Source organism: Streptomyces flavotricini, from assembly GCF_020639365.1.
Classification (GTDB): domain Bacteria; phylum Actinomycetota; class Actinomycetes; order Streptomycetales; family Streptomycetaceae; genus Streptomyces; species Streptomyces flavotricini.
On sequence record NZ_JAINUL010000001.1, the window covers coordinates 3,785,330 to 3,797,924 of the forward strand.

General features: G+C 72.5%; 12 protein-coding genes and 1 riboswitch. Of the genes, 4 read left to right on the forward strand and 8 right to left on the reverse strand.

Annotated features, from left to right (window positions below; all coding sequences use genetic code 11):
• Positions 1-15: 15 nt before the first annotated feature.
• Positions 16-1,272, forward strand: a complete 1,257-nt coding sequence (locus K7B10_RS16950) for a D-alanyl-D-alanine carboxypeptidase family protein (RefSeq protein WP_229336841.1) — start codon at positions 16-18, stop codon at positions 1,270-1,272.
• Here the strand turns inward: K7B10_RS16950 and K7B10_RS16955 are convergent.
• The 4 genes from K7B10_RS16955 to glyA all read right to left on the reverse strand — a co-directional run bounded on the left by K7B10_RS16955 (position 1,269) and on the right by glyA (position 5,452).
• Entirely contained in the window at positions 1,269-2,198 is a 930-nt protein-coding gene (locus K7B10_RS16955; RefSeq protein ID WP_229336842.1) for a YihY/virulence factor BrkB family protein, read from the reverse strand. The genes K7B10_RS16950 and K7B10_RS16955 overlap by 4 nt on opposite strands.
• 166 nt (positions 2,199-2,364) lie before the next feature.
• Positions 2,365-2,985: a 2'-5' RNA ligase family protein gene (locus K7B10_RS16960; RefSeq protein WP_229336843.1), complete on the reverse strand. Its 621-nt coding sequence runs from the start codon at positions 2,983-2,985 to the stop codon at positions 2,365-2,367.
• Between the two features lie 98 nt (positions 2,986-3,083).
• Complete coding sequence (trpS, locus tag K7B10_RS16965; protein WP_229336845.1) at positions 3,084-4,097, reverse strand: tryptophan--tRNA ligase; 1,014 nt, start codon at positions 4,095-4,097, stop codon at positions 3,084-3,086.
• Between the two features lie 86 nt (positions 4,098-4,183).
• Positions 4,184-5,452, reverse strand: coding sequence for a serine hydroxymethyltransferase (gene glyA, locus K7B10_RS16970; protein ID WP_229336847.1), 1,269 nt, complete (start codon positions 5,450-5,452; stop codon positions 4,184-4,186).
• 35 nt (positions 5,453-5,487) lie between these two features.
• A riboswitch (ZMP/ZTP riboswitch) is annotated at positions 5,488-5,578 on the reverse strand.
• A 158-nt stretch (positions 5,579-5,736) separates the two neighbouring features.
• Between glyA and rocD the strand changes: the two genes are divergently transcribed.
• Positions 5,737-6,951 (forward strand): ornithine--oxo-acid transaminase, encoded by a 1,215-nt coding sequence (gene rocD / locus K7B10_RS16975; RefSeq protein ID WP_229336849.1) that lies wholly within the window; start codon positions 5,737-5,739, stop codon positions 6,949-6,951.
• Between the two features lie 15 nt (positions 6,952-6,966).
• On the opposite strand, the gene K7B10_RS16980 is transcribed toward rocD, so the two are convergent.
• Together K7B10_RS16980 and K7B10_RS16985 are read right to left on the reverse strand one after the other, a co-directional pair.
• Complete coding sequence (locus K7B10_RS16980; protein ID WP_229336851.1) at positions 6,967-8,160, reverse strand: glutathionylspermidine synthase family protein; 1,194 nt, start codon at positions 8,158-8,160, stop codon at positions 6,967-6,969.
• 6 nt (positions 8,161-8,166) lie between these two features.
• On the reverse strand, positions 8,167-8,496 hold the full coding sequence (locus K7B10_RS16985) for a hypothetical protein (protein WP_229336853.1): 330 nt from the start codon (positions 8,494-8,496) through the stop codon (positions 8,167-8,169).
• 97 nt (positions 8,497-8,593) lie between these two features.
• On the opposite strand from K7B10_RS16985, the gene K7B10_RS16990 reads away from it, so the two are divergent.
• Entirely contained in the window at positions 8,594-9,445 is an 852-nt protein-coding gene (locus tag K7B10_RS16990; RefSeq protein WP_229345160.1) for a DMT family protein, read from the forward strand.
• Positions 9,446-9,820: 375 nt separating this feature from the next.
• On the opposite strand, the gene pdxR is transcribed toward K7B10_RS16990, so the two are convergent.
• Positions 9,821-11,272: a MocR-like pyridoxine biosynthesis transcription factor PdxR gene (gene pdxR, locus K7B10_RS16995; RefSeq protein ID WP_229336855.1), complete on the reverse strand. Its 1,452-nt coding sequence runs from the start codon at positions 11,270-11,272 to the stop codon at positions 9,821-9,823.
• Positions 11,273-11,318: 46 nt separating this feature from the next.
• Here pdxR and K7B10_RS17000 point away from each other — a divergent pair, with 46 nt between their 5' ends.
• Positions 11,319-11,822, forward strand: coding sequence for a carboxymuconolactone decarboxylase family protein (locus K7B10_RS17000; RefSeq protein ID WP_030864199.1), 504 nt, complete (start codon positions 11,319-11,321; stop codon positions 11,820-11,822).
• Between the two features lie 52 nt (positions 11,823-11,874).
• Here K7B10_RS17000 and K7B10_RS17005 read toward each other — a convergent pair whose 3' ends face one another.
• Positions 11,875-12,528: a serine/threonine kinase C-terminal domain-containing protein gene (locus K7B10_RS17005; RefSeq protein ID WP_229336857.1), complete on the reverse strand. Its 654-nt coding sequence runs from the start codon at positions 12,526-12,528 to the stop codon at positions 11,875-11,877.
• Positions 12,529-12,595: the final 67 nt, after the last annotated feature.

Here is a 12,595-nt window from a genome sequence, read left to right on the forward strand (position 1 = left end):
TGTACTTTCACCTGCGTGTCTGCAAAGAAGACCGCGCTGACGGTCCTTTCCGCCGGGCTGCTCGTCCCCGCCATGCTCGTGGTGCCCGCGCACGCCGCGCCCACCCCGCCGACGGACGCGAAGGGGCAGCCGCCCAAGGCTCCGGCCGCGGCCGCGCCGCCGGCGTCGATGTCCACCGTCGGAGGAGCCCTGCTCGGCAAGCCGGGGGTGCAGGTCAATCTGCTCGCCGGGGCCCCCGCGCTGCCGACGAGTCTGACGGGGCGTTCGTGGATCGTCGCCGACGCCGAGACGGGCGAGGTGCTGGCCGCCAACAACGCGCACTGGCGGCTGCCCCCGGCCTCCACCCTGAAGATGCTCTTCGCCGACACGGTGCTGCCGAGCCTGCCGAAGGACCAGGTCCACAAGGTCACCGAGCAGGAGATGGCGGGCGTCGGCGCGGGCTCGAGCCTGGTCGGGGTCAAGGAGGACCACGAGTACTCGGTGCACGACCTGTGGCTCGGGGTGTTCCTGCGGTCCGGGAACGACGCCGTGCACGTGCTGGCCGCCATGAACGGCGGCATCGACAAGACCGTCAAGGACATGCAGGCGCACGCCGAGGAGCTCCAGGCCCTCGACACGCACGTGGTGTCCCCGGACGGGTACGACGCCCCGGAGCAGGTGTCGAGCGCGTACGACCTCACCCTGATCGCCCGCTCCGGACTGCAGAAGCAGGACTTCCGGGAGTACTGCGGGACGGCGGAGGCGAAGTTCCCGGGGCGTCAGGAGCCCGGGAAGCCGCGCGAGTACTTCGAGATCCAGAACACCAACCGGCTGATGACGGGCTCCAGCGGGCTCTCCCCGTACAAGGGCATCGCGGGGGTGAAGAACGGCAACACGACCATGGCCGGGTCGACCTTCACCGGCGCGGCGCAGCAGGGCAACAAGAAGCTGCTGGTCACGGTGATGAACCCGGCCTCGGGCGGGCTGAACTCGGTCTACGAGGAGACCGCCGACCTCTTCGACTGGGGGTTCTCGGCGATCGGCAAGGTCAAGCCGGTGGGCGAGCTGGTCCCGCCGAAGAGTGCGGACACCTCCTCGCTGGGCTCCCCCGCCCAGTCGCACGAGCACAACTCGTCGGCGGCCGGTGAGGGCGCGGGCGGCGGCGTCGGCACCGCGCTCGGGGTCGCGGGCGGGGCGCTGGCCGTGATCGCGGGCGGGGCGTACGCGGTCAACCGGCGCTGGCCGCGCGGCCCGCGCGGCCGCCGCACCGGCGGCGGCGACCAGGTGTCCTAGGGGTTTCGGGCCGCCGCCTGGTTCCCGGGTTCATCGGGCTCCGCGGGCTCCTCGGGCTCCTCGGGGCGGCCGTCCGCGTCGGCGCGGGTGGCCGTCCAGGCGGAGCAGTACAGCAGCAGCTTCGCCATGAGGTTGATCCAGATCAACAGGGCGACCGGCACGCCGAAAGCCCCGTACATGCTCTTCGCGGCGACTCCGCGCATATAGCCGCTGAGCAGCAGTTTCAGCAGCTCGAAGCCGGCCGCGCCGAGGAGGGCGGCCTGGAGGAGGCTGCGGCGCGGCGGTTCGACGCCGGGCAGCAGGGTCAGCACGTACAGCAGGAGCAGGAAGGCGGCGAGGACGCCCACGAGGAAGGCTCCGGTGCGCAGGAGCGCGCCGCCCGCGCCGTGCTGCGGCACACCCAGCCAGCCGCCGAACTTGCCGACCGCGCTGGAGCCGAGGATCGAGGCGGCCGCCGAGGCCAGGCCCACGCCGCCGAGGCCGACGAGGACGAGCGCGTCCTTGCCCTTGCGCAGGACGGGGTTCCCCAGGTCCTCGTCGTCCTTCTCCCACACCGCGCGCAGGCAGTCCCGCATCGAGCCGACCCATCCGATGCCGGTGACGAGCAGCAGGGCGGCGGCGACGAGACCGACCGTGCCCGCGTTCGCGACGAGGCCGTTGATGTCGAGCTGGTCGGAGATGCCGGGGACCTGCTCGGCGAGGTTCTTCTGGAGCCGGTCCAGCTGTTCCTGGCTGAGCAGCGCCGCGCCGATGGCGGCGGCCACGGTGATCAGCGGGAAGAGCGCGATGAAGCTGATGAAGGTGATCGCGGAGGCGAGGCGGCTCCAGTGGACGCGGTCGAGGCGTTCGTAGGCGCGCCAGGCGTGGGTCCGCATCAGGCGGACCACGAGCGGGCCGATCACCGGGAGTTTCGTCAGCCAGTCCATGGGGTCACGGTAAATGAGGGGACGGAAATAGCAGGGATTGCCGGGTTTGGGCACTACGGTCGTCGATTGTGACTTTTCGCGAAGTGCTTCCGACGGGCTGTTCATTCCCCACTCTGGTCCTACGTACGCTCCGCTTCCACGCCCGCAAGACCCTCAGGCCACTGCGTCAGGAGCGCGCCGCGGCGCCGTCGCCCGCGGCCCCCGCGGCAGGCGCCGCCTCACCGACCGGTGAGCCCTGCTGCGCCGGGACTCCGGCGATCGGGCCCGCGCCGAAAGGGTATTCACGCAGCTTGCGCCAGACCCCGTCCGAGCCCTGCTCGTAGAGCGCGAAGCCGGTGCAGGTCCACTGCGCCGCGTAGTCGGCGAGGGTGGCGAACGCCAGGTCCATCGCCTCCTCGGAGATCCCGTGGGCCACCGTGACGTGCGGGTGGTACGGGAACGCCAGCTCGCGGTTGAGCGGCCCGTCCGGGTCGCGGACCAGGCCCTGGAGCCGGGTGCAGCCCGTACCGCCCTCGACGACCTGGACGAAGACGACCGGCGAGAGCGGGCGGAAGGTTCCCGTCCCCTCCAGCCGCATCCCGAAGGGGCCGAAGGCGGCCGCGACCTCGGCGAGGTGGGCCCTGATCTCCGGCAGCCGGTCCGCCTCCACCTCGGTGGGCGGGACGAGGGTGACATGCGTGGGGATGCCGTGCGCGGCAGCGTCCCCGAAGCCGGCGCGCAGCTGCTGCAGCCGGCTGCCGTACGGCTCCGGGACCGCGATCGAAACGCCGAGCGTTACGGTCCCCACGTATGTCTCCTCCGTCGTCTGGTGTGTACGGGTTGCGTACGGGTCCTGCCGACCCAGTGTGGGGCCAGCACCCCCCGGATTGCCAGGGCCTCCGGCGGTCAGTGCTTCGCGGGCACCAGACCGAGGCGGTCGTAGGCCTGCGCCAGGGTCTCGGCGGCGACCGCGCGGGCCTTCTCCGCGCCCTTGGCCAGGATGGAATCCAGGGTCTCCGGGTCGTCCAGGTACTCCTGGGTGCGCTGCTTGAAGGGTGTGACGAAATCGACCATCACGGCCGCCAGGTCGGTCTTCAGCGCGCCGTAGCCCTTGCCCTCGTACGAGGCCTCCAGGGCCGGGATCGACTCGCCCGTGAGGGTGGAGTAGATCGTGAGCAGGTTGCTGACGCCGGGCTTGTTCTCGGTGTCGAAGCGGACCTCGGCCTCGGTGTCGGTGACCGCGCTCTTGATCTTCTTCTCGGTCGCCCTGGGCTCGTCGAGGAGGTTGATCAGGCCCTTGGGGGAGGACGCGGACTTCGACATCTTGATCGACGGGTCCTGGAGGTCGTAGATCTTCGCGACCTCCTTGACGATGTGCGCGGCGGGAACCGTGAAGGTCTGGCCGTAGCGCTGGTTGAAGCGCTCGGCCAGGTCGCGGGTCAGCTCGATGTGCTGGCGCTGGTCCTCGCCGACCGGGACGGCGTTCGCCTGGTAGAGCAGGATGTCGGCGACCTGGAGGATCGGGTACGTGAAGAGCCCGACGCTGGCGCTGTTGACGCCGCCCTTGGCGGACTTGTCCTTGAACTGGGTCATCCGGCTGGCCTCGCCGAAGCCGGTGATGCAGTTCATGACCCAGCCGAGCTGTGCGTGCTCGGGGACGTGGCTCTGGATGAAGAGCGTGCAGCGGTCCGGGTCGAGGCCTGCGGCGAGGAGCTGGGCCGCGGAGAGGCGGGTGTTGGCGCGCAGGTCCTTCGGATCCTGCGGCATGGTGATCGCGTGCAGGTCGACGACCATGTAGAACGCGTCGTGCGTCTCCTGCAGGGCGACGTACTGGCGGATGGCTCCGAGGTAGTTCCCGAGGTGGAACGAGCCGGAGGTGGGCTGGATGCCGGAGAGCGCGCGAGGACGATCAGAAGCCATGGCTTCATTCTCTCAGGTACGGCGGCCGCGGCGGTCCGCGCCCGTCCGGAAATCCCCCGGGGCCGGGGCCCCGGGGAGGGGACCGGTCAGGAGAGCGGGAGGCCCGGGGCGGGGAAGGCCGCCATCAGGTCCGCGACCTCGGCGCGGACCGCCGCGAGGGCCGGCTCGTCCGCCTTGGCCGCGGCGTCCACGGCGCGGGAGATCCACTGCGCCACCAGCGGCATGTGGTCCGTCCCCAGGCCCCGCGAGGTCAGGGACGGGGTGCCGATGCGGATGCCCGACGGGTCGAACGGCTTGCGGGGGTCGAACGGGACCGTGTTGTAGTTCACGACGATCCCGGCGCGGTCGAGCGCCTTGGCCGCCACCTTCCCCGGCACCCCCCGCGAGGTCAGGTCCATCAGGATCAGGTGGTTGTCCGTGCCGCCCGACACCAGGTCGAAGCCCCGGTCCAGCAGCGCCGCCGCCAGGGCCTTGGCGTTGGCGACCACCGCGTGCGCGTACGTCACGAAGGACGGCTGCGCCGCCTCGTGCAGGGCCACCGCGATGCCCGCCGTCGTCTGGTTGTGCGGGCCGCCCTGGAGGCCCGGGAAGACCGCCTTGTCGATGGCCTTCGCGTGCTCCTCCCGGCACATCAGCATCGCGCCCCGCGGCCCGCGCAGCGTCTTGTGCGTGGTCGTGGAGACCACGTCCACGTGCCCGACCGGCGAGGGGTGCGCCCCGCCCGCGATCAGGCCGGCGATGTGCGCCACGTCCGCGACGAGGACCGAGCCGGCCTCCCGGGCGATCGAGGAGAACGCCTCGAAGTCGATCGTGCGCGGGAGAGCCGTACCGCCACAGAATATGATCTTCGGCCGCTCCGCCAGCGCGAGCTCGCGCACGGCGTCGTAGTCGATCAGGCCCGTTTCGGCCGACACCCCGTACTGCACGCCGCGGAACCAGGACCCCGTCGCCGAGACCCCCCAGCCGTGCGTCAGGTGCCCGCCCATCGGCAGGGCCATGCCCATCACCGTGTCGCCCGGCTTCGCGAAGGCCAGGTACACCGCGAGGTTGGCCGGGGAGCCGGAGTACGGCTGGACGTTGGCGTGATCCACCCCGAACAGGCCCTTCGCCCGCTCGACGGCCAGTGCCTCGACGCGGTCGATGTTCTGCTGGCCCTCGTAGTAGCGGCGGCCCGGGTAGCCCTCGCTGTACTTGTTCTGCAGCACCGTGCCGGAGGCTTCGAGCACGGCGGCGGACACGTAGTTCTCGCTCGGGATCAGGCGCAGGGTCTGCGCCTGCAGGGTTTCCTCGGCGGCGACGAAGGACGCCAGCTCGGGGTCGACTGCGGTCAGGGCGGGGTGGCGGCTCGCGCTCATGGCGGCTCCTCCGGGGTCGATGTCAGTTCTCGTCCCCGCGAGGCCCAGGCGAGCGGCCCTGTATGCGGTCGTGCGCGCACGACTCCCCCGGAGTTGGTTCTCCGTACGCCAGTCGCCGTGCGTACCGCTCACCTTAGCGGGCGGTCCACAAGAAAGGTTTCCCCGTCCGGTATACGAGCGACGTATAGCCGTATACAAGGTGACGTGACGCAGGTGACGCCACCCCCGTCACCTCCATCGCCCTCGTCACGTCCATCACGCCCGCACCGACGATCGGAGACCCCGTGTCGACAACTGCTGAAGCGCTGCGTTCCGCCGAGGCGCACAGCGCGCACAACTACCACCCGCTGCCCGTCGTCGTGGCGACCGCGGAAGGCGCGTGGATGACCGACGTGGAGGGCCGCCGGTTCCTGGACATGCTCGCGGGCTACTCGGCGCTCAACTTCGGCCACGGCAACCGCCGTCTGCTCGACGCGGCCAAGGCACAGCTGGAGCGGGTCACCCTCACCTCGCGGGCCTTCCACCACGACCGGTTCGGCGATTTCTGCCGTGAACTCGCCGCGCTGTGCGGCAAGGAGATGGTGCTGCCGATGAACACCGGCGCGGAGGCCGTGGAGACGGCGGTGAAGACCGCCCGCAAGTGGGGTTACGAGGTCAAGGGCGTGCCGGACGGCCAGGCCAAGATCGTGGTCGCGGCCAACAACTTCCACGGCCGCACGACGACCATCGTGAGCTTCTCGACGGACCACGAGGCGCGCGACCACTACGGGCCCTACACCCCCGGGTTCGAGATCGTCCCGTACGGGGACCTCACCGCGCTGGCGGCGGCCGTCACGGCGAACACCGTGGCCGTGCTGCTGGAGCCGATCCAGGGCGAGGCCGGGGTGCTCGTGCCGCCGGCCGGCTACCTGCAGGGCGTACGGGAGCTCACGCGCGAGCGGAACGTCCTGTTCATGGCGGACGAGATCCAGTCGGGGCTGGGCCGGACCGGGAAGACCTTCGCGTGCGAGCACGAGGACGTCGTACCGGACGTGTACATCCTCGGCAAGGCGCTGGGCGGCGGCGTGGTCCCGGTCTCGGCCGTCGTCGCCGACCGGGACGTGCTCGGGGTGTTCCGGCCCGGCGAGCACGGCTCCACCTTCGGCGGCAACCCGCTGGCCTGCGCGGTCGCCCTGGAGGTGATCGCGATGCTGCGCTCCGGCGAGCACCAGCAGCACGCCGCCGAGCTCGGCGACCACCTGCACCGGGAACTGAACCTGCTGGTCGGCGGGGGCGCCGTGACCGCCGTGCGCGGGCGGGGGCTGTGGGCGGGCGTCGACATCGACCCGGCGCACGGCACGGGCCGGGAGATCTCCGAGGCGCTGATGCAGCGGGGCGTGCTGGTCAAGGACACGCACGGGTCGACGATCCGGATCGCGCCGCCGCTGGTGATCGGCAAGGAGGACCTGGACTGGGGCCTGGACCAGCTGCGCGAGGTGCTGGCCGCGGGCCCGGCATGAGCGGCGGGACACCCTCTAGAGGATGACGTGCGGCAGGAAGCGGGCGTACTCGTCCGTGACCGGGCCCGCCGATTCGCGGATGCCCAGGCCCGCCGCCTCCTCCTCGACGACCCAGGCGCCGAGCACCACGCGGTTGCCGTCGAAATCGGGGAGGGGGGCCAGGCCCTGGAAGACGTACGTCTCCCCCTCGGCCGGTGTGAACGGCTCGTCGCCTCCGGCCGGGTGCAGGGTGACCCCGGCGCCCTCGCGGCCCAGCAGCGGCTTCGCCGCGTACCCGGTGGTCCGCGCGAGCTCGCGCGGGCCGTCGAGGTAGGCGGGCAGCAGGTTCGGGTGCTCCGGGAAGAGCTCCCACAAGATCGCCAGCAGCGCCTTGTTGGAGAGCAGCATCTTCCACAGCGGCTCGATCCAGGTGGTGGTCCCGGAGCCGCCGCCGTGGTCGTACGTGCCGAGGACCTGCGGGCCGAAGGCGTCGGTGACCAGCCACTCCCACGGGTAGAGCTTGAAGCAGCTGCGGATGAAGCCGAGCTTCCGGTCGACGAACCGGCCCGACAGGCTGTCCCAGCCGATCTGTTCGACGGACAGCTCCTCGGTCTCCAGGCCCGCCTGCTCGGCGGTCTCCTGGAGGTAGGCGACCGTCATCAGGTCCTCGCCGAGCTCGTCCGTCTCGGAGTGCGCGAAGTGCACCGGGCCGGGCGGCAGCAGTTCCGCCTGCCGGCGCCAGGCTTCGACGAGCCGCTCGTGGAGGGAGTTCCACTGGTCGGCGCCGGGGAAGCGCTCCTCCATCCAGAACCACTGCGGACTGGCGGCCTCCACGAGGGAGGTGGGGGTGTCGGCGTTGTACTCCAGCATCTTGGCCGGGCTGCCGGTGCCGTCGTAGCGAAGGTCGAACCGGCCGTAGAGGGAGGGCTGTTCGGCGCGCCGGCGCCAGGACTCGGCGATGAGGGCGGCCAGCTTCGGGTCGGTGATGCCGAGGTCGGCGAAGCGGTCGTGCTCGACGATGTGCGCGGCCGCGGCCAGGCACATGGCGTGCAGCTCCTCCACGACGTTCTCCAGCGCCTCCACCTCGGGGAGGGAGAAGGAGTAGTACGCGCTCTCGTCCCAGTAGGGCCGCAGGGAATCGTCGGGGTAGCGGGTGAGGGGGTAGATCAGCCCCTGCTCCTCGACCGTCTTCTGCCAGTCGGGGCGCGGCTCGATGGTGTGGCGCTGCACGCTGGATCAGCCGCCCGAGGAGCTCTTGTGGCTGCCGCCGATGCCGCCGCGGGTGACGGCGGACTTGTCGAAGCTGCCGCCGCTGATGCGGTTGTTGCTCGCGACGGATCCGCCGTAGTAATACGAGCCGCGGCCGCCGCTCTTGCACTCCTTGGTGTTCAGCTTCTCCAGGGTGACGCGGTCCGCACAGCGCTTGTCGGGCTCGTTGCTGCTGCCGCACGCCACGAGGGCGGCGGCGAGCAGGCCCATGCCTCCGAGGGCGACGCCGCCGGAGCGCATGCGTCGTCGGGTGGTGGTGTTGTCGCCTGTTCTGCTGCCCGTACTGCTGTCATCCATGGCGGACAGACTAGAACGGGGCGGTGAACCGATGGAATCCGGCCGCCGAAACCCCCTCACGACCTCCATGATCTAGAGTCATTTCGTGCTCCTTGGGATGGTTTGCGCGCTCGGTGCGGCGGTCTGTTTCGGTACGGCCTCGGTACTGCAGGCGATGGCCGCGCGGGCGGCGGAGCCGGGGACCGGGTCCGGCGTGGACGCGGCGCTGCTGCTGCGGGCGGCCCGGCAGTGGCGGTACGTGGTGGGCCTGGGGCTGGACGCGGCCGGTTTCGTCCTCCAGATCGTGGCGCTGCGGAACATCCCGATCTACACGGTGGGGGCGGCGCTGGCGGCGAGCCTCGCGGTGACGGCCGTGGTCTCGGCGCGGTTGCTGCACGTACCGCTCAGCGGGGCCGAGTGGGGCGCGGTGGGGACGGTGTGCGCGGGACTGGCGATGCTGGCGCTGTCGTCGGGCGAGGAGGGCTCGGGGACGGGGTCGTTCGCGCTGAAGCTGGGGCTTCTGGGGGTGGCGGGGCTGGTGCTGCTGGTGGGGGCGGTCGCGGGCGGGCTCCCGGACCGCTCGCGCGCGCTGGTCCTCGGCCTCGCGTCGGGGACGGGCTTCGGGGTGGTGGAGGTGGCGGTCCGCCTCATCGACGACGTCTCGCTCGCGACGCTCGCGAACCCGGCGCTGTACGCACTGCTGCTGGGCGGCGGCGCCGGGTTCCTGCTGCTCACCTCGGCGCTCCAGCGCGGCTCGGTGACGGTGGCCACGGCGGGCATGGTGCTCGGCGAGACGATCGGCCCGGCGGCGGTGGGCGTGGCCTGGCTCGGCGACAGCACCCGTGAGGGCCTGACCTGGCTGGCGGTCCTCGGCTTCGCGGTGGCGGTGGCCGGAGCCCTGGCCCTGGCCCGCTTCGGCGAACCGCCGGCGGCACCGCGACCCGGCGACCCGGACCCCGCCGGGGCCTGAGCCGCCGCGTACCGCTGGCGGCCCGAACCGGCGAGGGCTGCGGCCTCGATCCGCCGGGCACCCCCTGGGTCGTGTCGTCGAAGTCCCTCCCCCCGCTACCGCTGGGAGGTGCCCCCACCGCGTCGATTCCCTCCTCCGCCTTGCGATCGCACGCACGGGACGCCGTCGACCCCGCCCTTCGGGCGGCCGACGCCACTGTGACGACGCCCCCTCAGGGCTGTCCCGTAATCCGCGGTGGGTCAGCGCGCGGCGTCAGATGCGGTGCATCGCAAGGCGGAGGGCCGTCCTCGTACGGGGCGTATTCGGGCGATCCCGACCACGCGGCGAGGTGCCGTAGCTGGCGCCGCGCGCCCGCCGGGGATTACGGGGCAGCCCTTAGGGCAGGGCGGCCAGCAAGGCCGTCAGCGTCGCCGACCAGGCGCTCGTCGGCGGGGTGCCGTAGCCGACCACCAGGGCCTCCCGCCGCGGGAGTTCCGCGTCCGGGTGGGCGAAGAAGGACAGCGGCACCACCGCCAGGTCCTGCCAGGCCGCGGACCGCAGGGCCGCGGCCTCGGTGCCCGCCGGGAGGTCGAGCACCGCGTGCAGGCCGGCCGCGATGCCCGACACCGCCACCCGGCCGGAGACGGCCTCGACCAGCTCGTCCCGGCGCCGCCGGTACCGCAGCCGCATGCCGCGCACGTGCCGGTCGTACGCCCCGGACCGGATGAACTCCGCCAGCGTCAGCTGGTCCACCGCGCTCGACGTCCAGTCGGTCCGCCCCTTCGCCGCGACGACCTCGTCCAGCAGCCCCGGCGGCACCACCATCCACCCCATCCGCAGCCCCGGAGCGAGCGACTTGCTCGCCGTGCCGAGGTAGACCACCCGGTCCGGGTCCAGACCCTGCAGCGCGCCCACCGACTGGCCGTCGTAGCGGAACTCCCCGTCGTAGTCGTCCTCCACGATGATCCCGCCCGTGCTCCGGGCCCAGTCGACCGCCGCCGCCCGGCGGGCCGGGGTCAGCGCCGCCCCGGTGGGGAACTGGTGCGCGGGGGTCAGCAGCACCGCCCCGGCGCCCGCGCCCACCGGCCCGGACAGGTCCGGCGTCCGCGCCCCCGCGTCGTCGACGGCGAGCGGCCGCGTCCGCAGCCCCGCGCGCGTCAGCGTCTCCCGGTGCATGTAGAGGCCGTACCCCTCCACCGCCACGTCCCGGACCCGGCGCGCCCGCAACACCCCCGCCAGCAGCATCAGCGCGTGCGCGAACCCCGCGCACAGCACGATCCGCTCCGGGTCCGCGTACACGCCGCGCGCCCGCGCCAGGTACCCGGCGAGCGCCTCCCGCAGCTCCACCCGGCCGCGCGCGTCGACCTGGTACCCGAAGGCGTCGTTCGGCGCGTCCGTCAGCGCCCGCCGGGCCGCCGTCAGCCAGGCGGCGCGCGGGAAGGCGCCCAGGTCCGGGGTGCCCGGCACCAGGCTGTACGAGTGCCGCTTGGGCGAGGGGTGCCGGACGCGGGCGGACCCCGCGGGCCGAAGCGGCCGGGCGCGTTCCGCGACCCGGGTGCCCGAGCCCTGGCGGGCCGTCAGCCAGCCCTCGGCGACGAGCTCGGCGTACGCCTCCGCGACCGTGTTCCGCGCGATCCCGAGGTCCGCGGCGAAGGAGCGCGAGGACGGCAGCCGGGTCCCGGGCGCCAGCCGCCCACTGCGCGCGGCCTCGCGCAGCGCTTCGACGAGACCGGCGCGCAGGCCGCGCCCGGCGGAAAGGTCCAGATGCAGGTCAGCACCGAAATCGGAACCGGCGCCGCCGCCCGTGCCATCCGCCTCGGCATCGAAAGTGGCCCATGAATCCGTCATGGATATGGACCATACGGGCGGGCCGCCTGCTTCTTAAAGTGGACACATGACCACCACGTACGAAGACACCACCGCACACGCACCCGAGCACACCCCCCGCATGGGCTGGGCCAAGCACGCGCCCGAGGTCTACAAGGCGATCGTGAGCCTGGAGATGGCCGCGAGGAAGGGCCTGGACCCGGCCCTGATCGAACTGGTCAAGATCCGCGCCTCGCAGCTCAACCACTGCGCGTTCTGCCTGGACATGCACACCAAGGACGCCATCGCCGGCGGCGAGAGCGTCGAGCGGATCGTGCAGCTGACCGCCCTGGAGGAGTCGCGCCACTTCTACACCGAGAAGGAAGTCGCCGCGCTCGAACTGACCGAGGCCGTGACCGTCCTGACCGAGGGATTCGTTCCCGACGAGGTGTACGAGAAGGCCGCGAAGCACTTCGAGGAGAAGGAGCTCGCCCACCTGATCGCCGTGATCTCGACGATCAACGTCTGGAACCGCTTCGCGGTCACCACGCGCATGGTCCCGGGCCACTACACCCCGGGCATGTTCAAGTAACGGACGGCCGGACCGGCGGTCGCTCCCGTTCCGGCCCGGCCCCGCCCCGGCCTCAGCCAGGCCGGAACGAGCCCAGGGCCGCCGCCATCCTCGCGCGGACGGCCGTGGTGTCGGCGGCCGGGCCGAAGCCCATGAGCACCCAGCGGCTGCCGCCGGACGCGACGATCAGCCGCCCGATGGCGTACGCGGTCCCGCCGTCCCCGTCGGGGATCTCGTACACGAGCTCGCAGCCGGTGGTGTCCTTCGCTTCGAGGGAGATCCGCCGGTAGCCGTCCCGGGTGCTCAGCTCCTTGGTGCTCTCGATCAGGACCTCGCACGGGTTGTCGGGGCCACCGCTGACCGGGAGGACCTGGAGCAGGCTGTCCCGGCCCTGCTCGGGCCGGAACACGGTGCCGGCCGCGGTCCCGCTCTCGGAGGTGCTGAGCTGCCAGTCGTCCGGGACCGCGACCTGGAAGCCCGCCCCGGCACTGCGCAGCACCTTGTACCCGTCGGGCAGGGCCGCCGGGTCCGCCCCGAGGTACGGGGCCGCCAGCACGGCCCCGCCGATGACCGCCGCCACGCCGACGGCGATGCCCAGCCGCAGCCGCCACCGGCGCGCCGTGCGCCGCGCGGGCGGGGTGTCCCCGGGCTCCCCGTCCTCCGGAGCGGCCCACGGGCTGCGCGGCTCGGTGCCCGGCGGCTCGGTGCCCGGCGGGTAGGCCGGCATCGGCGGGAGCCCCGGCCCCCCGGGCCCCGGCTCCGCCCCAAGCGGGGCGGGCTCCGGACGTCCTCGC

Coding starts and splice junctions, on each gene's coding strand:
- K7B10_RS16955 (WP_229336842.1), bottom strand. CDS start 2,198: ATGGACTGGCTGACGAAACTCCCGGTGATCGGCCCGCTCGTGGTCCGC.
- trpS (WP_229336845.1), bottom strand. CDS start 4,097: ATGGCTTCTGATCGTCCTCGCGCGCTCTCCGGCATCCAGCCCACCTCC.
- glyA (WP_229336847.1), bottom strand. CDS start 5,452: ATGAGCGCGAGCCGCCACCCCGCCCTGACCGCAGTCGACCCCGAGCTG.
- K7B10_RS16985 (WP_229336853.1), bottom strand. CDS start 8,496: ATGGATGACAGCAGTACGGGCAGCAGAACAGGCGACAACACCACCACC.
- K7B10_RS16990 (WP_229345160.1), top strand. CDS start 8,594: ATGGTTTGCGCGCTCGGTGCGGCGGTCTGTTTCGGTACGGCCTCGGTA.
- pdxR (WP_229336855.1), bottom strand. CDS start 11,272: ATGACGGATTCATGGGCCACTTTCGATGCCGAGGCGGATGGCACGGGC.
- K7B10_RS17000 (WP_030864199.1), top strand. CDS start 11,319: ATGACCACCACGTACGAAGACACCACCGCACACGCACCCGAGCACACC.
- K7B10_RS17005 (WP_229336857.1), bottom strand. CDS start 12,528: ATGCCGGCCTACCCGCCGGGCACCGAGCCGCCGGGCACCGAGCCGCGC.